Raw genomic sequence first — 17,228 nt, 5'->3', positions numbered from 1 at the left:
GTCGGGCTACCGGTTCCGACGCCTGCCGGCCTCATGCCGCCAGACGCGGGAAGACAACCCGACGGTTGACTTGTAGTCTGCGGATTGAGGTCGGCCGCATATCAAATCAACAACTTACGCGCCGTAAGTGTCGAACTTGGGGGGCTCGGCCTCGATGGCACGCCGCAGCAGCGCGACGTTGTCCTGCCACGGGGCCCCGGTCATTTCGCCCAGGGCGGCCAGGGCCACCAGGGCGGGGCGATGGCGCGGGTCGCGTGCCAGCACGGCGTTGAAGCGCTCGCGGGCGCGCTCGGGCTGGTGCTCGCGCACGTCCAGCTCGGCCAGGGCCAGGGTGGCCGGGAAATGCGCCGGCGCCAAGCGCAGGGCGCTTTGGTAGTGCTCGCGGGCGGCTGCCACATCGCCCCGTCGCACGCTCATTTCGCCGCGCAGCATGGCGGCGGTGGGGCTCTGGGGCCAGCGCCGCTCGAGCTGGTCGATCTCGCGCTGCGCGGCCTCCCAGCGCTGGCGCTGCAGGTGGACGCGCACCAGCGCCAGCGCAGCGTCTGCGCCGGCGGGCGTGGCCGCCAGCTGTTGCAGCTCGGCCAGCGCGGCATCGCCCTCGCCGCTGGCCAAGCGGCCCATGGCCAGCGTGGCGCGCACCCGAGGGTCTTGCGGCGCTTGGCGCGCGGCCGCCTGGAACAGCGGTCGGGCCTGCAGCGGTTGTTGGTTTTGCAGGTGGGCCATGGCGGCCAGGGCGAGGGCCTCGGCGTCGGGCGGCTGGCTGTGCAGCAGCGGCCGGATGGTTTGCAGCGCCCGCTCGGCGTCGCCGCTGCGCAGCAGCACCAGGGTCAGCAGGCGGCGCAGGGAAGGGTCGCCCGGCTGGTTTTGCAGCGCGGCGGCCAGGTGGGTGGCGGCCTTGGGCCATTCGCCCGCCTCCAGGGCCACGGTGCCGACCAGGCGTTGGTACAGCGGGTGGGTGGGGGCGCCCGCCAACAGCGGCTCGGCGGCCGCGCGGGCGCTGGCGATGTCGCCGCGGTGCAGGGCCAGCACGGCCTCGAAGTAGCGCGTTTGCGCGTGCTGAGGGTGGGCGGCGCGCAGGGCGGCCCACTGCTGCTGCGCGGCGGCCATCTGGCGGCGCTGGACGAGCAGGTTCAGCATGGCCGTGCGCGCATGCAGGGCGTCGCCGCCCAGGCGGATGGCCTGCTCGTACGCGGCCAGCGCCGAGGCGGCGTCGCCCGTCGTGCCGGCCAGGTCGGCCAGCAGGTCGCCTCGGGCCAGCCACACGGTGGGGTCTGGCCCGGCGTGCGCGGCCAGCTCGTCCAGTTGTTGTAGGGCGGCGGCTCGGTCGCCACGGCTGGCCAGGCGGGCCACTTGCAGCAGGCGGGCGGGCACGAAGTCGGGCCGCTGGCGCAGCGCGCGCTGCAGCGCGGCTTGGCCTTCGTCCGTTTGCTGCAGGGCGAAGTGCGCGCGGGCCAGCGAGGTGGCGAGGTCGGCATCGGCCTGGGCGTCTGGCAGGGTGATGGCGCCCATGCGCTGCAGCAGGGCGCGGTGCTCGCGCTGCTGCAGCAGCGCGCGTGCCAGTGCCGGCAGCACCAGGGCCTTGGGGTGGCCGAGCTGGGCGGCTTTGTCCAGCTCCACCGCCGCCGCGGCCCACTCGCCTTGCTCGAGCAGCACGGTGCCCAGCAGGTAGCGCCCTTCGGCCGACGCCGGCTGCTCTTGCAGCCATTGCTTGAGTTGCACCCGCGCGGTGGCCGGGTCTCGGGCTTGCAGCGCGGCTTGGGCCGCGGCCAGCAGGTCGGGCTGCGTTCGGTCGCAGGCGCTCAGCAGTCCAACGACGAACAGGCTCGACACGACGAAAAAGCGCATGGCCAGGCTCCGAGGCAGGTGGTGCGGGGGAGGTGGCCGGGACCCGCCCGAGACCGGGCCCCGGCGGGCTGTCGCCCTCTCAGGCGGGCAGCGCCTCGCCGGCCTCGGTGGGCTCGCGGCGGCGGGTGCGCAGGCCCAGGGCCATCAGGCCCGTCAGCCCCACCAGCGCCAAGGAACCGGGCTCGGGCACGGTGAAGCGGAAGGCCGTGTCGGTGTGCGTGTCCACCCAGGGGCCACAGTGCGGGCCGCCGTCGGCGCAGGGCCCGATGCCGGTGGAGCGGTGCACGTTGAAGTTCTCCCAACCCACGGTGGGGCCGTTGAGCGCCTGGGCCCATTGCCAGCCCGCGGCGAAGTTGGCCACGGTGAACCAGTACTCCACGCCCGCCAGGATGTGGGGCCCGGCGATGTTGGCGGTGTAGTGAAAGATGTCCGGGTGGTTGGGGTCGTCGGCCACGCCCAGCGCGAACAGCGAGCCGTCTTCGCCCAGCTTCAGGAAGGCGCCCTCCACCGGGTTGTCGATGTTGGGTTGGCCGCGCCAGTTGGTGTGGAAGGCCAGCTCCCAGCGGCCGTCTTGCGCCGCCGAGCCCCACCACTCGATGCGGCGGATGGTGCCGCCCAGGACGGAGATGAAGTCGTCGGCCAGGATGGGGCCGCCGACGCCGTGGTGCGACTCCATGTGCTCGCCGCCCAGGTTGGTGGGCAGGTTTTCGTAGCCGACGGCCATCGCGGCCTGAACGGGTTGGGCGGCGCAGGCGGCCGTCACGGTGACGGCCAGCAGGGTCTGGCGCCACGGGAGAGAGGACAGGGACATGGGAGGCTCCTTGGGGTTGGATGTCAGAAGTGAAGACGGGGGGCCGACGGCAAGCCATCGACCCGCTTCAATCTAGGAGCCGACCCGGGCGCGGAACTGCGTTTGCGCAATGCCGTCGTGCATCCCCACGTCCTTGGGGGGGTGGGCTGCGGGGTGGGCTCTCGCCCCTTCAGGCCGCCGCGGCCCAGGACGGAACGGCCGGCGCCAGGGACTGCGGCAAGTCCCGCAGGCGCGCCAGGTATTCCGGCCCTTGGGCCTGCACCTCGTGCTGCAAGAAGGCGGTGCTGAACACCGGCGGGCGCCGCAGCAGGGCGGTGGCCTCGCCGATGGCGCCCGCCGCGCCGCTGCCGCCCATCACCTCCAGCACGGCGGTGGGCCCCAGCTTGTCCAGGTACTGCGTCATGAAGCTGCGCATGGGCGAAGCCAAGCGCCCAGCCCACACCGGCGAGACGAGCACGGTGATGTCGAACTCGTTCGGCGCCGGTCCGTGGTAGCGGATGGCGGGGCGGCGGTGCAGCAGCGAATCCAGCAGGCACTGGGCGTAGCCCATCCAGCCGCTGCGGGGCTCCTGCAGCTGAATCTCGCCCAGGGGCCAGCCGTGCATCTTGGCCAGTTGGCGGGCCAAGCGACGCGAGTGGCCGGAGTACGAGTAACAAACCAAGAGCGCGTGCGTGTTGTCCATGGGGTTCTCCTTGAAAGTGCCATCAAGGCTAGGCAAGCCCGCGCGACAACGGCGTGCGTTGCGTCAATGCGGCCTGCATTGCTTGGACGCAACCGGCGGCGACCCGCGCGGCCTAGATTGAGGCCCACCCGACGCACCGCCCATGCCCCCGACCGCCCCCCTTGCCCAAGCCGCCGCCGAGCACGCGCAGCGCTGCGCGCGGGCCGCGGCCAGCCTGCGCGCGAGCGAGGGGGCGGTGCGCTTGCGCAAGTCGGGCTCCAACCTGTTTCGCGACCGCGGCCCCGCGCCACGCCAGCGGCTGGACCTGCGCGACTTCGACCACCTGCTGGCGGTCGGCCCCGACGGCGCCTGGGTGGAGGCCGAGGCCGGCATGAGCTACGAGGCCCTGGTGGACGCCTTGCTGCCGCTGGGCCTGGTGCCCACGGTGGTGCCGCAGCTCAAGGGCATCACCGTGGGGGGCGCGGTGGCCGGCGTGGGCATCGAGGCCAGCGCCTTTCGTCACGGCCTGGTGCACGACGGGCTGTTGGCCGTGGAACTGCTGCTGGCCGATGGCGAGCGCGTACGTTGCACGCCGGACAACGAGCACGCCGCGCTGTTCCGGGGCTTTCCCAACTCCTACGGCACCTTGGGCTATGCGCTGGCCCTGCGCTTGCGCGTGCGGCCCGCCCGCCCGTTCGTGACGATCGAGCACCGTCGCTTCCAGCACCCGCAGGCCTTCTGGGCGGCCATGGCCCAGGCCTGCCAGGACCCGCGGCTGGACTACGTCGACGGCGTGGTGTTCGGGCCCAACTGCACCGTCCTCACGCTGGCCTGGCAGGTGGACAAGGTGCCCTATTGCAGCGACTACCGCGGCGCGGCCATCTACTACCGCTCGCTACTCAAGCAGCGCTTCGATCACCTGCGCCTGCGCGATTGGCTGTGGCGCTGGGACACCGACTGGTTCTGGTGCTCGAAACGCTTCGGCGCCGAAAACCCCTGGGTGCGGCGCCTGCTGGGGCCGCGTTGGCTGGGCTCCCGCACGTACCAGCGCTGGATGCGCTGGGCCAGCCGCCTGGGCATCAACCACGCCGGGGCGTGGTGGCGCGGGCGGCAGGCGGAATCGGTGATCCAGGACGTGGACATCCCCATCGAGCAGGCCGACGAGTTCCTGGGCTTTTTGCTGCGCGAGGTGGGCCTGCTGCCCATTTGGGTCTGTCCGCTGGTGGAGCCCCCCAACGCCGCCGGCCCCTGGCCGCTCTACCCGCTGCAGCCCGGTCGGCTCTACCTGAACTTTGGCTTTTGGGGCGTGGTGGAGCACCTGCAGCCGCAGGCGCCGGGCGCCCTCAACCGGCGCATCGAGGCGCAGACCCTGCACGCGGGCGGGCTCAAGTCGCTGTACTCCGAGAGCCACTTCGCGCGCGAGCGCTTTGCGCAGCTCTACGGCGGCGCGGCTTATGCCGACCTGAAGGCCCGCTACGACCCGCGCCAGCGCCTGCCCGACCTCTACAGCAAATGCGTGCTGCGCTGCTGAGGGCGGCATGGGCGCCCCCGCACCGGCATTGAGCCGCCTCAATCGCGGCCACCGCCGCGGGCCTACGCTGGAGCTGCCACCGCGCCGGAGTCAAGGCCTCCCTGGCGCAGCCGGCTGTGACCTGGGCGCGAGAGCGACCCGCGATGCCGTGCTGCCCCACAGCACGCACACAGCTCGGGAAAGCGGGAGGCTCTGCGACCGCAGGGCTTCGGCTGCGGTGGCTCCCTCGGGGCGCTCAGGAGCGCGGGCCGTTCAGCGGCAACCGGGTCGCCCTTTGGCTCCAGGCCACGCGCATGCGCTTGAGCAACGTGGCGCCGTCGCCAACGCCGCCCCCATCGCCATCGCCTGCGGACGGCGGCACGGCGCGGTGCACCTCCGACGCCGCCCCCGCCATCGCCCAACGGCTGCCCGGCCCGCCGGCCCGCTTGGCGCGGTACATCGCCTCGTCCGCCAGGCGCATCAAATCCGAGGCGTTGGTGCCATCCTCCGGGTACCGGGCCACCCCCACGCTGACCGGCAAGGGCATGCGGTGGCCCAAGCCCAGGGTTTGGGCCTCGTCGCAGGCCTGCAGCACGGTGCGCATGATGCGACCCACCTCGTGCACGTCGTGCAGCAGCAGCGCGAACTCGTCGCCACCCAGGCGGGCCGTGGTGTCGGCCTGGCGCACGCTGCGCGCCAAGCGCTCGGCCACCGCTTGCAGCGCCTCGTCGCCCGCCGCGTGCCCGAAGTGGTCGTTGATGCCCTTGAACCCATTCAAGTCCACCAGGGCCACGGCAAAGTGCTCGCCGTTGCGCGCCGCGCGATGCAGGGTTTGCGCCAGACGGTCCAAAAACAGCGTGCGGTTGGGCAGGCGGGTCAGGCCATCGTGCGTGGCGTCGAAGTGCAGCTTCTCCAGCGCCTGCTCGCGCTGGCTGACGTCGCGGCCCAGCGCCATGTAGTGCAGCACGCGGCCATCGGTCTCGAACAGGGGGCGGATGGTCTTCTCCTCGTGGTAGAGGCTGCCGTCGTGGCGCCGGTTGAGCAGCACGCCGTGGAACTCCTGCCCGCTGCTCAGACACGCCCACAGCTGGCGGTAGAACTCGGGCGACTGGCGGCCCGATTTCAGCAAGGCCGGCGTGCGCCCCAGCACCTCGGCGCGGCGGTAGCCCGTCATCGCCTCGAAAGCCGCATTGACGTACTCGATCCGCCCATGCAGGTCGGTGACGATGCCCGCCTCGTCGCTGCGCTCCAGCAGCCAGGTGGCGCGCTCCAGCGCGGTGTCCGGTTTCATCTCGATGTCTCCTCTCGATGGCCCACACCGCCGACTGTGGCGGCCCGTGCGCCGGCGCGATTGAGGCTTCTCAAAGGCTGCCCATCGCCCATCGGTGGCTTTTCAGAAGACCGACTTTGCGTGGCAGCCAAGGTTCAGCGCTGGGTCGGGGTCCGTGTACCGCTTCATTGACCCGGCCCGGACGCACTGGGGGGTCCTCCGTTCGGGCTGAGGGTTCAAAGCCTTGCGCTGACGGTTAACACTTCAGGCCGAACGGTTCAAGTTGCCTGGGGTCTTCTCGGAAGGGTGGCTGAGAAATGGACGCAGCAGGCCTTGCCAATGGTCAAGGGCGATCCAGGGACCCTGGCTGCCATGCCCCGGGGGCGGACATCAAGTTGCTGGATTGGCGGACTGAACCCGGGGTGCAGGGCCTTTCGGCGGAGTCGCAGTGCACCCGATTGGTGTTTGATGTTGCCGAACTCGATCCGCCTTGCTCGATTCGGTTGACTCGCCTGCGAAGCGAGGTGCTACCGCGTTTCGGGGGCGATGCCTCAGCGACGCACCTCAAACCCCGAAGCGCCGCATGAGCGCCACCACGTCGGCGTCTTCGATGGTGGAAAAGTCGGCGTAGTGCCGCCCCACGGCGCCGAAGCACTCGGGGGCCGACAGGCAGACCAGTTCGTCCACCAGGGCGCGCAGGGCCGGCAGCTCGGAGGCGGGCGCCACGGGCACGGCCAGCACCACGCGCTGGGGTTGGCGCTGGCGAACCGCGCGGATGGCGGCGCGCACGGTGGCCCCGGTGGCGATGCCGTCGTCCACCAGCAGGGCGGTGCAGCCTTGCAGGGGCAGCGGGGCGCGCCCGCCCAAGTAGAGGGCGCGGCGCCGCGCGATTTCTTGCCGGTGGGCGGGCAGGGTGCGCAGCACGTCGTCGCGGGTGGCGCCGCAGGCTTGGAGGGTGCGTTCTTCGATGTCGAGCACCTCGGGCTCGCCTTCGGCCAGGGCGCCGATGGCCCACTCGGGTTGCAGGGGGGCCCCGATCTTGCGCACCAGCAGCAGGTCCAGCGGGGCGCCGAGGGCGCGCGCCACTTCGGCGGCCACGGGCACGCCGCCGCGGGGCAGGGCCAGCACCACGGGGTGTGGCAGGCGCAGGCCCAGCAGGCGCTGGGCCAGGCGTTGGCCCGCTTCGGTGCGATGGGCAAACACGGGGCTCATGCGGGGCTCCGGGCCGTGGTGGAGGAGCGGGCCAGTGTGGTGCGGGGGCGGCGCGCGGGGTTGCGCGAACGCAATGGCCCGTGGGGCCTGCTGCCTAGAGTGGGCCAACCTTCATCCGCCTCAGGAGCCGCCATGAGCATCGCCAGCATCGCGCAAAGCAGCGTCGTCACCATCGACGCGAACGCCACCGTCCAACACGCCGCGCAGCTGATGCGCGACCGGCACATCGGCTCCTTGGTCGTGACGCAGGGCGGCGACAGCAGCGCCACCTTGGCCGGCGTGCTCACCGACCGCGATTTGGCGCTGAACGCGGTGGCCAGCGCCCTGGACCCCAAGACCCCGGTGCGGGAGGTGTGCAGCACCACGGTGTACGCGCTGTCGGACCGCGGCAGCGTGGCCGATGCCGTGGAAACCATGCGCGCCAAGGGCGTGCGGCGCTTGCTGCTGGTGGACGATGCGCAGCGGCTCACGGGCATCGTCAGCTTTGACGACGTGTTGACGGCCTATGCCGAGCAGCTGGGCGATTTGGTGGAAGCCATCGACCGCGGTGCCGAGCGCGAAAGCGCGCGGGAGCGCGTGTCCGCCGCGGCGGCGCAGGCCGATTTGCCGGTGCTGGTGCCACAGCCCTTGGCGGAAGCCTTGCAGCGCTTCATGCAGACCCTGCCGGGCGACGGCGCGCGCCGGAGCGGCGCCGGGACCGCCTGAGGTGGGCCGAGGCCGCGCCGTCACCGAACCGCGCCCCGGCATTGAGCCTGCGCAATTCGGCCGCGGCGCGGCTGCCTAAGCTGGGCTCGTCATCGCCCCACGGCCCGCTGCACAGCACCTTGGCCACGCATCACACCGGCTCACCCTTTGACGGCACGGCATCGTGAACAGGGTCGGGTGCTGTGTCTGGCGCTTCAGCGCCCGGCGCCGTGGGGCGATGGCATCCACCCCGCGATGAGGACGTGCCCCCGATGAGTGCCAAGCAGCTCCTTTTTGGTGACGACGCCCGCCAGCGCATGCGCCACGGCATGGATGTGTTGGCCGAGGCGGTGCGGGTGACCCTGGGCCCGCGTGGGCGCACGGTCATCCTGGAGCGCGAGTTCGGCCCGCCGCAGATCGTGAACTCGGGCGTGGTGGTGGCGCAGTCGGCCGAGCTGGAGGACCCGTTCGAAAACATGGGTGCGCACCTGTTGCGCGAGGTGGCGTCGCGCACCAGCAAGACGGCGGGCGATGGCACCACCACGGCCACGGTGCTGGCGCATCGGCTCATTGGCGAGGGCCTGCGCTACCTGGCCGCTGGCATGAACCCGATGGAGCTCAAGCGCGGCATCGACACCGCCGTGGCCCCTGGGCCGGCGCAGGCTCGGAGCGACGCCGCCATGGACTCGTGTCCACGAGAAGAGCTGCGCGTGGAAGATGCCCTGCACGCCACCCGGGCGGCCGTGGAGGAGGGCATCGTGCCCGGCGGTGGCGTGGCCTTGCTGCGGGCACGCCAGGCGTTGCAGGGCATGCAGCTGCCGAGCTTGGACCAGGACTCGGGCCTGCGCATCGTCGAGCGCGCGTTGGAGGAGCCGCTGCGTCGCATCGTGCTGAACGCGGCCGACGAGCCGGCCATCGTGTTGCACCAGGTCTTGGCCTCGGCCCAGCCCAACCATGGCTACAACGCGGCCACCCGGGCGTATGGCGACTTGTGGGCCATGGGCGTGATCGACCCCGCCAAGGTGGCGCGCTTGGCCCTGCAAAACGCGGCCTCCATCGCGGGCCTGGTGCTCAGCACGGACTGCTTGATCGCTCGCGCGCCGCGCCCGGCGGCGGCCCCGTTGCCGGCGCCCGACCGGCCGACCGAGGCTTGGTGAGCGCGGCCATGGACGTGCTGCACCAGCCGCCCAGCGGCAGCAACATGCCGGACTACGAGCAGGCGCGGCGCAGCTTCAGCTGGGCCGCGGAGCGTGCCGCGGTGTGGGGCCGCAACGGGCCGCTGAACATGGCGCAGGTGGCGGTCACCCGCCATGCGCAGGGCGAGGGCGCCGACCGCATCGCGCTGCGCTGGCGCGGCCGCACGGGCGATCGCTTGGACCTGAGTTACGCCGCGCTGGAGCAAGCCAGCAACCGCTTGGCCAACGTGCTGCGGGCCTTGACGATGGGCCCGGGCGATGGCGTGTTCTTGCTGCTGGGCCGCATCCCCATGCTGCACGTGGCGCTGCTGGGCGCGCTCAAGCAGCGCTGCGTGGTCACGCCCTTGTTTTCAGCCTTCGGGCCGGAGCCCATCGCCACCCGGCTGCGCCTGGGGGCGGCCAAGCTGCTGGTGACGAGCAGCAGCCTGTACCGCCGCAAGGTGCAGGCCCTGCGCCCGGCGCTGCCGCAGCTGCGGCACGTGCTGCTGGTGCGCGACGACGACGAGCCCTTGCCCCCGAGCACGCACGACGTGCAGGCGCTGATGGGGGCGGCCGGCATCGACTTCGCCATCGCCCCCACGCCGCCCGACACCCCGGCGCTGCTGCACTTCACCAGCGGCACCACCGGCCAGCCCAAGGGTGCGCTGCATGTGCACGAGGCCATCGTGGGCCACTGCAGCAGCGCGCGCTTGGCCTTGGACCTGCGTGCCGACGACGTGTTTTGGTGCACCGCCGACCCGGGCTGGGTCACGGGCACGTCGTACGGCATCCTGGCGCCGCTGGCGCTGGGCGCCACCTTGTTGGTGGACGAAGCCGAGTTCGACGTGGAGCGTTGGTACGGGCTGCTGGAGCAAGAGCGCGTGAGCGTTTGGTACACGGCGCCCACGGCGGTGCGCATGATGATGCGCGCCGGCACCGAGGCGGCGCGGGCGCACCGCTTTGCGGCCCTGCGCTTCATCGCCAGCGTGGGCGAGCCCCTGCACGCCCAGGCGGTGCGTTGGGGCCTGCACGCCTTCGGCCTGCCCCTGCACGACAACTGGTGGCAGACCGAGACCGGCGGGATCATGCTGGCCAACTTCGCGTCGATGGACATCCGCCCGGGCTCCATGGGCAAGCCGCTGCCCGGCATCGAGGCGGCCTTGGTGCAACGCCTGCCGGACGGCGGCCTGCGCACCGTGGAGCGCGCCGACGAGACGGGCGAGCTGGCGCTGCGGCGCGGCTGGCCGTCGATGTTCCGCACCTACTTGAACGAAGAGGAGCGCTACCGCCGCTGCTTCGTGGGCGATTGGTACCTGAGCGGCGACCTGGCGCGCCGCGACGCCGATGGCTACTACTGGTTCGTCGGGCGTGCCGACGACATGATCAAGTCGGCCGGCCACTTGATCGGCCCCTTCGAGGTGGAGGCGGCCTTGATGGCGCACCCGGCGGTGCAGGAGGCCGCCGTCATCGGCAAGCCGGAGCCGGTGCTGGGCGAGATGGTCAAGGCCTTCGTGGTGCCCAAGGCGGGCGTGGCGGGCGACGAGGCCCTGCGCCGCACCCTGCTGGGCTTTGCACGGCAACGGCTGGGCGCGGCCGTGGCGCCCAAGGAGATCGACTTCGCCCCCAGCCTGCCCAAAACGCGCAGCGGCAAGATCTTGCGCCGCTTGCTGCGTGCCCGCGAGCTGGGCCTGCCCGAGGGCGACACGTCCACGCTGGAGTCGCCGTGACGCCTGGCCCCGCCACCCCCGCCGCCGACCTTGCCGACATCGCCCTGCTGCGCCAGATGATGCGCATTCGCCGCTTCGAGGAGCGTTGTGCGCAGCTCTACGGCACGGGTCAGATCCGCGGCTTTTTGCACCTGTCCATCGGCCAAGAAGCCGTGGCCGCCGGCGCCCTGCCGGCGCTGCGTGACGACGACAGCGTGCTGTCCACCTACCGCGAACACGGCCACGCGCTGGCCCGGGGCTTGCCCATGCCGGCGCTCATGGCCGAGATGTTCGGCCGGCAGCAGGGCTGCTGCCGCGGGCGGGGCGGCTCCATGCACCTGTTCGACGTCGGTCGGCGCTTCTTCGGCGGCAACGCCATCGTGGCCGGCGCTTTGCCGGTGGCCGCTGGCATGGCGCTGGCCGAGCAGCTGCGCGGCACCGACCGCGTGGTGGCCTGCTTTTTCGGCGAGGGCGCGATGGCCGAAGGCGAGTTCCACGAAACCGCCAACCTGGCTGCCTTGTGGCGCTTGCCTCTGCTGCTGCTGTGCGAAAACAACCTGTACGCGATGGGCACCGCGCTGGCGCGCTCGGAATCGCAAACCGACTTGGGCGAGAAGGCCCGCAGCTACCGCATGGAGGCGCTGAGCGTGGACGGCATGGACGTGGCCGCGGTGGCGGTGGTCACGCAGCAGGCCGTGGCGCGCGTGCGGAGCGGAGCGGGGCCGGTGTTCGTGGAATACCGCACCTACCGGTTTCGGGCGCATTCGATGTTCGACGCCGAGCGCTACCGCAGCAAAGCCGAGGTGGAGACCTGGAAGGCGCGTTGTCCCATCGCGGCGTGGCAGCGCCGCTTGGCCGAGCGGGGCGTGGCCATCGACGTGGACGCCATCGAGCGCGAGCTGGGGGCCGAGCTGGACGCGGCCGTGGCCTTCGCCGAGGCCGGCACGCTCGAGCCCTTGGAGGCCCTGGGCCGGCACCTGACGGCCGAGGCCACCCCATGAGCCGCACCACCTACCGCGACGCCTTGCGCCAGGGCCTGCGCGCTGCCTTGCGCAGCGACCCGCGTGTGTTCCTGATGGGCGAAGACGTGGGCCGCTACGGCGGCAGCTACGCGGTGAGCCAGGGCTTGCTGGAGGAGTTTGGCGAGGCGCGCGTTCGCGACACGCCCCTGTCCGAGTCGGGTTTCGTGGGCTGCGGCATTGGCGCCGCCATCAACGGCCTGCGGCCCATCGTGGAAGTGATGACGGTGAACTTCAGCCTGCTGGCGCTGGACCAGATCGTCAACAACGCAGCCACCTTGCGGCACATGTCGGGCGGCCAGGTGGGCGTGCCCTTGGTGGTGCGCATGGGCACCGGGGCCGGGCGGCAATTGGCGGCCCAGCACTCGCACAGCCTGGAGGGCTGGTACGCCCACGTGCCCGGCCTGCGGGTGCTGGCCCCGGCCACGCTGGAGGACGCGCGCGGCATGCTGCTGGCGGCGCTGCAGCTGGCCGACCCCGTCATCGTCTTCGAGCACGCCTTGCTGCTCAACGAGGAGGGCGAGCTGGACGGCGAGCCGGCACCGGTGGACCTGCAGCACGCCGCCGTGCGTCGGCCGGGTCGGGACATCAGCCTCGTCACCCACGGCGGCTCTTTGCCGCGCTGCTTGGCCGCAGCCGAACGGCTGGCGGCCGACGGGGTGGAGGCCGAGGTGCTGGACCTGCGCAGCCTGCGTCCGCTGGACTTGGCCGGCCTGGCCGACACCGTGCGGCGCACGCACCGGGTGCTGGTGGTGGACGAGGCTTGGAAGACCGGCGGGCTGTCGGCCGAGCTGATGGCCAGCGTGGTGGAGTTGGCCTTTGACGAGCTGGACGCGCCGCCGGCGCGGGTGTGCAGCGCCGAAGTGCCCATGCCCTACGCCAAGCACCTGGAAGACGCGGCCCTGCCCAACGTGCAACGCATCGTGGCCCAGGCGCTGGCGATGGTGCGGCCATGATCGAGCTTCGGCTGCCCTCTTTCGGCGCCGACATGGACGACGCCGAATTCCTGCAATGGCACGTGGCGCCCGGCGAAGCGGTGGCGAAGGGGGCCGTGGTGGCCGTGGTCGAAACCCAAAAGGGCGCCATCGACGTCGAAGCCTGGCAGCCCGGCGTCGTCGCCCGTTTGGTGGCGCAGCCCGGGCAGCGCTTGCCGGTGGGCGCCTTGTTGGCCACCCTGGCCACCGAGGGCGAGGACTGGGCCGCGGTGGCGGCCCGCCCCCTGCCGACGGCTGCCGCTGCGCCGGTGCCGCCCCCCGCGGCCACGACGCCAACGACGGCAACGACGCCAACGCCTGCTTCACCGCCAGCCGCCACCGAGGCGGCCGAGGCGGCCGAGCGCGTGCGTGCGACCCCCGCCGCGCGGCGTCGCGCGCAGGCCCTGGGGGTGGACCTGACGACCCTGCGCCCTGCCGTGCCCGGCGGCACCCTCGCGCTGGCCGATGTCGAGCGGGCCACGGCGCCCGCCGCGGGCATGCGGGCCGCCATCGCTGCGGCCATGGTGCGCTCCAAGCGCGAGATCCCGCACTACCACGTGGGCCGCGAGGTGGAGGTGGAGGCCGCGCTGCAGTGGCTGGCCACCTTCAACGAGGCGCGGCCGCTGACCGAGCGGGTGCTGGCCACGGTGTTGCTGCTCAAAGCGGTGGCCCTGGCGCTGCGCGAGGTGCCCGAGCTCAACGGCCACTGGCGCGAGGGGCGCTTCGAGCCCTCCGGGCCCATCCACCTGGGCGTGGTCAGCCGCTTGCGCGAGGGCGGGCTGGTGGTGCCCACGCTGCACGACGCCGACCAGCAGCCCCTGCCCGCGTTGATGCAGGCCCTGGACGCCGCGCTGCAGCGCGCGCGCCAGGGCCGGTTGCGCAGCTCCGACCTGGCCGATTCCACCGTGAGCGTGACGCCCATGGGCGAGCGGGGCAGCGACTACGTGCACGGCGTCATCTACCCGCCGCAGGTGGCGCTCATCGGCCTGGGCCGGGTGATGGCACGGCCCGTGGTGCACGAGGGGCAGTTGGGCGTGGCGCGCGTGGTGCAAGCCACTGTGGCGGCCGATCACCGGGTCAGCGATGGCCTGCGCGCTGCCCGCTTCTTGGCCGCTTTTCAGGAGCGGCTGCAGCAACCGGAGTCATGGGCATGAGCCAAGCCCCCGAGGCCAACCCTCTCTTGCGTCAAACCGTCGAGCAGGCCTTGCACAACCTGGCCCCCGAGGCCGATTTGGCCCGGCTGCACCCGCAGCGCTCTTTGCGCGAGCAGCTGGACCTGGACTCGTTCGACTTCTTGCAGCTGCTCATCGGCCTGCAGCAGCGCTGGGGCGTGAGCGTGCCCGAGCGCGACTACCGGCAGGTGGATTCGCTGGAAGGCCTCATCGCCTACCTGGCAGGCCGCGCGGCAGAAGCCCAGGCTGGGCCCTTGCCGGGCAGCCTCCCAGGTGCCCACCGCCCCCCTCAGGAGGGGTGACCCACCGTTTGCGACAGCAGCACGCTTTCGTGCGGCGCCAGGCCCAAGGCATTGGCGATGGCTTCGCGGTCGATCCACGCGCGCAGCACGGTGGCCAAGCCGTTGGCCGCACAAAACAGGTACACGTTTTGCGCCACCGCGCCCGCGGCCACGTGGGCGAAGGCGTCGCGCTGGCCGGCTGGCACCAGCGCCATGCGGCTGTGGTCGGCCACGTAGACGAGGTCCAAGGGCGCGTTGTCCACGAAGTCCTGGTAGCCGGTGACCCGCCGGACATCGCTGCCCGCCACCAAGTCCAAGGCGTTGTCGCTGGCGTTGTAGCGGTAAGCGCCCTGCGGCAGGGCGACGTAGATGACGATCTCCCGCGCGCCCAGCGCCGAGGGCGCGGTTTGCCCGGTGCCCCGGCGGTTCAGGCCATCGGCCGCCCACAGCAAATCGGCCAGCACTTGCGGCGACAGCGAGGCCGGGTGGAAGGCCCGCGACGAGGCGCGCTGCTCCAGGGCGTCGCGCAGCGGCAAGCCACCCTCGCGCTGCGGGGCCGGCAGCTCGATGCGCCGCACCGCATCGCCCAAGGCCGGTTGCGGCCGCAAGCGCCCCATCGCCCCCAGCACGAGCTTGGTGAAGGTGTTCATGGCGTTCTCCTGAACCAGTGGGAGCGCCCAGCATCTCGCGCTGACCGCGCATCGGCATTGCGCTGACGCAATCGCGCTGCGTTCCCTTGGGCCTAAGGTCATCCCACCCCGTCGCGTTCGATGGGGAGAAGGGGGATGGGATGTTGCTGACCACGCCCATGGAGGCCCGGCCGGAAATCGTGGACATCGGGCCCGCGCGCTTGGAGGGCGAGCTCGCGCTGCCGCCACGGCCCCAGGGCTTGGTGCTGTTCGCACACGGCAGCGGCAGCACCCGCAACAGCCCACGCAACGCCCGCGTGGCCGCGCAGCTGCAGGCGCATGGCCTGGGCACGCTGCGCTTTGACCTGCTCCAGACCGCCGAAGCGGCGGAGCGGGACCGCGTGTTCGACATCGACCGGCTTGCCCAACGCTTGGTGCAGGCCATCCACTGGGCCGACAGCCGCCCCACGCTGGCCCGCCTGCCCCTGGGCCTGTTCGGCGCCAGCACCGGCGCAGCGGCCGCGCTGCGCGCAGCAGCCGCCGAGCCGGACCGCGTGGGCGCCGTGGTCTCGCGCGGCGGCCGGCCCGACTTGGCCGGCCGCGCCTTGGAGCGCGTGCGGGCGCCCACCCTGCTGATCGTGGGCGGGCGCGACCTCGACGTGCTCGCCCTGAACCAAGAGGCCCAGCGCCACCTGCACGCCGAAAGCCGGCTGAGCATCGTGCCCGGGGCCACCCACCTGTTCGAAGAGCCCGGGGCGCTGGAGCACGTGGCCCACCTCGCCTCGGATTGGTTCATCACCCACTTGTCCACCCCCTTTCACGGAGCCGACCATGCCCACCCTGAGACTGCCTTCCGTCCCCATGCTGCGTAGGGAGCAAGACCGAGGCCGCCTGCTCCACCTGCTGCGGCTGGTGGTCACCCTGCTGGTGCTGTTGCTGCTGGTGGCGCCGATGGTGTTGGCGCGGCTTTGAGGCGGGGGCCTGCGGCCGGCGCTCAGACCGGCCCCTCCACCGGGTCGTCCCGGCTGAGGTCGCTGGGCTCGTCGGGCGCCAGGCCTTGCAGGGTTTGCTCGGCCCAGGCGCGTTGTTCGAGCACTTGCTCCACGGGCCCTTCCATGTCGGTCAAGGCGGCTTCGATGGAGTCGAAGGGGCCAAACTCTTGCCGGCCCTCGGCGTCGGTCCAGTGGTAGCCGTCGGGTCGCTCTTGGATGCGCGAGAGGCGTTCGTCGCGGTCGTCGGCGGGCGGCGCGGGACTGGGAGCCGTGGGGGTGACGGGGTGGGCGGTTTTGGCGCGGCGCATGGGGGGTTTTTCAGCGGGCGGGCGAGTGGCCGGGTTCGGTGTGCTCGCGCCGGTTCACGGCCGAGTGGTAGCGGGCGATGAGGGCTTCGAGTTCGTGCACGAAGGCGTCGGCGATCCATTGCGGGTCGGGCACGAGTTGGGCGTCGGCCATGACGCCCAGGGTGATTTGGCCCCGGTAGCTGAGCAGGCTCAGGCCCATGCCCAGGGTGTCGCCGGGGTGGGGCACCCAAAACATCAGGCGGTCCACCGCGCGGCCGGCCAGGTAGAGGCGCTGGCGCGGCCCGGCCAAGTTGCTCAGCACCACGCTGGCTTTGCTGCCCAACAGGGCCTGGACCTGGTCTTGCAGCGGCTTGGGGCCGTGCCCCAACAGCTTGCACAGCCATTGCATGGCCACGGGCTCGGTGGAGTGCTTGAGTTGGGCCATGCGCTCCTGGGTCAGCGTCACGCGCTGCACGGGGTTGTCTTCTTCGATGGGCAGGGCCAGCAGGGCCAGCCCGAATTCGTTGCTCAGTTGGCCGCGGTGCTCGGCGGGGCGCAGGTTCACCGGCACCACGGCGCGCAGGGTGCGGTGCCGCAGGTCGATCCCGCGGTGCTTGAGGTAGTGGCGCAGCGCGCCCGCCACGCAGGCCACGAGCACGTCGTTGACCGTGGCGTGAAAGGGCCAGGCCACGTCCTTGATGTCGCTGAGCTCGAAGCCGCTGGACCACGCCACGGCCTGCCGCACGCCGAACTCGCCCTTCATCGGTGATGGGGGATCGGGGGGGATCAAGAGGTCGTGCAGCAGCACCTGCGCGCCGTCCATCACCTGCTCGGCCGCGTGAAGCCCCTGCTGCGGGTGTTGCAAGGCCTCGAACACGATGGCCAAGGGGGAGGGGGGCGGGGCCACGGCCAGCGGGGGCGGGGGGCCCCCCCCCCCGCGGGGGGGCGCGGGGTGGGCCACGGCGCCGGCCCCCGTCAGCAAGGGCACGCCCACCCCCCA

At 72.1% G+C, this 17,228-nt stretch carries 17 protein-coding genes; 9 read left to right on the top strand and 8 right to left on the bottom strand.

Going from position 1 to position 17,228, the window contains the following annotated elements:
• Window positions 1–114: 114 nt before the first annotated feature.
• The 3 genes from prsT to O9335_RS15630 form a co-directional block, all read right to left on the bottom strand.
• Window positions 115–1,845 carry an XrtA/PEP-CTERM system TPR-repeat protein PrsT gene (gene prsT / locus O9335_RS15640; protein ID WP_298389769.1) on the bottom strand — a complete coding sequence of 577 codons (1,731 nt, stop codon included), beginning with the start codon at window positions 1,843–1,845 and terminating at the stop codon, window positions 115–117.
• A gap of 79 nt (window positions 1,846–1,924) precedes the next feature.
• Window positions 1,925–2,656, bottom strand: a complete 732-nt coding sequence (locus O9335_RS15635) for a PEP-CTERM sorting domain-containing protein (protein ID WP_298389767.1) — start codon at window positions 2,654–2,656, stop codon at window positions 1,925–1,927.
• A 169-nt stretch (window positions 2,657–2,825) separates the two neighbouring features.
• Entirely contained in the window at window positions 2,826–3,338 is a 513-nt protein-coding gene (locus O9335_RS15630; protein ID WP_298389765.1) for a flavodoxin, read from the bottom strand.
• Between the two features lie 142 nt (window positions 3,339–3,480).
• Here O9335_RS15630 and O9335_RS15625 point away from each other — a divergent pair, with 142 nt between their 5' ends.
• Window positions 3,481–4,848, top strand: a complete 1,368-nt coding sequence (locus O9335_RS15625) for an FAD-binding oxidoreductase (RefSeq protein WP_298389763.1) — start codon at window positions 3,481–3,483, stop codon at window positions 4,846–4,848.
• Between the two features lie 235 nt (window positions 4,849–5,083).
• On the opposite strand, the gene O9335_RS15620 is transcribed toward O9335_RS15625, so the two are convergent.
• Both O9335_RS15620 and O9335_RS15615 read right to left on the bottom strand, forming a co-directional pair.
• A complete protein-coding gene (locus O9335_RS15620; protein ID WP_298389761.1) occupies window positions 5,084–6,118 on the bottom strand; it encodes a diguanylate cyclase in 1,035 nt (344 codons plus the stop codon).
• Window positions 6,119–6,661: 543 nt separating this feature from the next.
• Window positions 6,662–7,309, bottom strand: a complete 648-nt coding sequence (locus tag O9335_RS15615; protein WP_298389760.1) for a phosphoribosyltransferase — start codon at window positions 7,307–7,309, stop codon at window positions 6,662–6,664.
• A gap of 132 nt (window positions 7,310–7,441) precedes the next feature.
• Here O9335_RS15615 and O9335_RS15610 point away from each other — a divergent pair, with 132 nt between their 5' ends.
• From O9335_RS15610 to O9335_RS15580, 7 genes are all read left to right on the top strand, one after another.
• Entirely contained in the window at window positions 7,442–8,014 is a 573-nt protein-coding gene (locus tag O9335_RS15610; protein WP_298389759.1) for a CBS domain-containing protein, read from the top strand.
• Between the two features lie 251 nt (window positions 8,015–8,265).
• Window positions 8,266–9,150: a TCP-1/cpn60 chaperonin family protein gene (locus O9335_RS15605; protein ID WP_298389758.1), complete on the top strand. Its 885-nt coding sequence runs from the start codon at window positions 8,266–8,268 to the stop codon at window positions 9,148–9,150.
• The gene (acsA, locus tag O9335_RS15600; RefSeq protein WP_298389757.1) at window positions 9,147–10,895 is read left to right on the top strand and encodes an acetate--CoA ligase; all 1,749 of its coding nucleotides are present in this window, start codon (window positions 9,147–9,149) and stop codon (window positions 10,893–10,895) included. The genes O9335_RS15605 and acsA overlap by 4 nt, the downstream gene beginning before the upstream one ends.
• Window positions 10,892–11,875, top strand: coding sequence for a pyruvate dehydrogenase (acetyl-transferring) E1 component subunit alpha (pdhA, locus tag O9335_RS15595; protein WP_298389756.1), 984 nt, complete (start codon window positions 10,892–10,894; stop codon window positions 11,873–11,875). The genes acsA and pdhA overlap by 4 nt, the downstream gene beginning before the upstream one ends.
• Window positions 11,872–12,849 carry an alpha-ketoacid dehydrogenase subunit beta gene (locus tag O9335_RS15590; RefSeq protein WP_298389755.1) on the top strand — a complete coding sequence of 326 codons (978 nt, stop codon included), beginning with the start codon at window positions 11,872–11,874 and terminating at the stop codon, window positions 12,847–12,849. The genes pdhA and O9335_RS15590 overlap by 4 nt, the downstream gene beginning before the upstream one ends.
• Window positions 12,846–14,021, top strand: coding sequence for a 2-oxo acid dehydrogenase subunit E2 (locus O9335_RS15585; RefSeq protein WP_298389754.1), 1,176 nt, complete (start codon window positions 12,846–12,848; stop codon window positions 14,019–14,021). Before O9335_RS15590 ends, O9335_RS15585 begins: the two co-directional genes overlap by 4 nt.
• Window positions 14,018–14,341: an acyl carrier protein gene (locus O9335_RS15580; RefSeq protein ID WP_298389753.1), complete on the top strand. Its 324-nt coding sequence runs from the start codon at window positions 14,018–14,020 to the stop codon at window positions 14,339–14,341. The genes O9335_RS15585 and O9335_RS15580 overlap by 4 nt, the downstream gene beginning before the upstream one ends.
• On the opposite strand, the gene O9335_RS15575 is transcribed toward O9335_RS15580, so the two are convergent.
• On the bottom strand, window positions 14,329–14,970 hold the full coding sequence (locus O9335_RS15575) for a SagB/ThcOx family dehydrogenase (RefSeq protein ID WP_298389752.1): 642 nt from the start codon (window positions 14,968–14,970) through the stop codon (window positions 14,329–14,331). The two genes, O9335_RS15580 and O9335_RS15575, sit on opposite strands and share 13 nt — an antisense overlap.
• 158 nt (window positions 14,971–15,128) lie before the next feature.
• Here O9335_RS15575 and O9335_RS15570 point away from each other — a divergent pair, with 158 nt between their 5' ends.
• Window positions 15,129–15,821, top strand: coding sequence for an alpha/beta family hydrolase (locus O9335_RS15570; RefSeq protein ID WP_298389772.1), 693 nt, complete (start codon window positions 15,129–15,131; stop codon window positions 15,819–15,821).
• Window positions 15,822–15,943: 122 nt separating this feature from the next.
• Here O9335_RS15570 and O9335_RS15565 read toward each other — a convergent pair whose 3' ends face one another.
• A complete protein-coding gene (locus tag O9335_RS15565) occupies window positions 15,944–16,249 on the bottom strand; it encodes a hypothetical protein (protein WP_298389751.1) in 306 nt (101 codons plus the stop codon).
• A gap of 10 nt (window positions 16,250–16,259) precedes the next feature.
• Window positions 16,260–17,228: WS/DGAT domain-containing protein (locus tag O9335_RS15560; RefSeq protein WP_298389750.1), on the bottom strand; the 969-nt coding region annotated here is incomplete at its 5' end.

The sequence above is a fragment of the Inhella sp. genome (assembly GCF_027532025.1).
Lineage (GTDB): Bacteria > Pseudomonadota > Gammaproteobacteria > Burkholderiales > Burkholderiaceae_C > Inhella.
Note: the sequence above shows the minus strand (reverse complement) of the source record. Positions and strands in the feature narration are given on the sequence as shown.

Bases quoted from the DNA above. Each gene is read 5' to 3' on its own strand.
- prsT (WP_298389769.1), bottom strand. From the start codon at position 1,845: ATGCGCTTTTTCGTCGTGTCGAGCCTGTTCGTCGTTGGACTGCTGAGC.
- O9335_RS15635 (WP_298389767.1), bottom strand. From the start codon at position 2,656: ATGTCCCTGTCCTCTCTCCCGTGGCGCCAGACCCTGCTGGCCGTCACC.
- O9335_RS15630 (WP_298389765.1), bottom strand. From the start codon at position 3,338: ATGGACAACACGCACGCGCTCTTGGTTTGTTACTCGTACTCCGGCCAC.
- O9335_RS15625 (WP_298389763.1), top strand. From the start codon at position 3,481: ATGCCCCCGACCGCCCCCCTTGCCCAAGCCGCCGCCGAGCACGCGCAG.
- O9335_RS15620 (WP_298389761.1), bottom strand. From the start codon at position 6,118: ATGAAACCGGACACCGCGCTGGAGCGCGCCACCTGGCTGCTGGAGCGC.
- O9335_RS15615 (WP_298389760.1), bottom strand. From the start codon at position 7,309: ATGAGCCCCGTGTTTGCCCATCGCACCGAAGCGGGCCAACGCCTGGCC.
- O9335_RS15610 (WP_298389759.1), top strand. From the start codon at position 7,442: ATGAGCATCGCCAGCATCGCGCAAAGCAGCGTCGTCACCATCGACGCG.
- O9335_RS15605 (WP_298389758.1), top strand. From the start codon at position 8,266: ATGAGTGCCAAGCAGCTCCTTTTTGGTGACGACGCCCGCCAGCGCATG.
- O9335_RS15590 (WP_298389755.1), top strand. From the start codon at position 11,872: ATGAGCCGCACCACCTACCGCGACGCCTTGCGCCAGGGCCTGCGCGCT.
- O9335_RS15585 (WP_298389754.1), top strand. From the start codon at position 12,846: ATGATCGAGCTTCGGCTGCCCTCTTTCGGCGCCGACATGGACGACGCC.
- O9335_RS15580 (WP_298389753.1), top strand. From the start codon at position 14,018: ATGAGCCAAGCCCCCGAGGCCAACCCTCTCTTGCGTCAAACCGTCGAG.
- O9335_RS15575 (WP_298389752.1), bottom strand. From the start codon at position 14,970: ATGAACACCTTCACCAAGCTCGTGCTGGGGGCGATGGGGCGCTTGCGG.
- O9335_RS15570 (WP_298389772.1), top strand. From the start codon at position 15,129: ATGGAGGCCCGGCCGGAAATCGTGGACATCGGGCCCGCGCGCTTGGAG.
- O9335_RS15565 (WP_298389751.1), bottom strand. From the start codon at position 16,249: ATGCGCCGCGCCAAAACCGCCCACCCCGTCACCCCCACGGCTCCCAGT.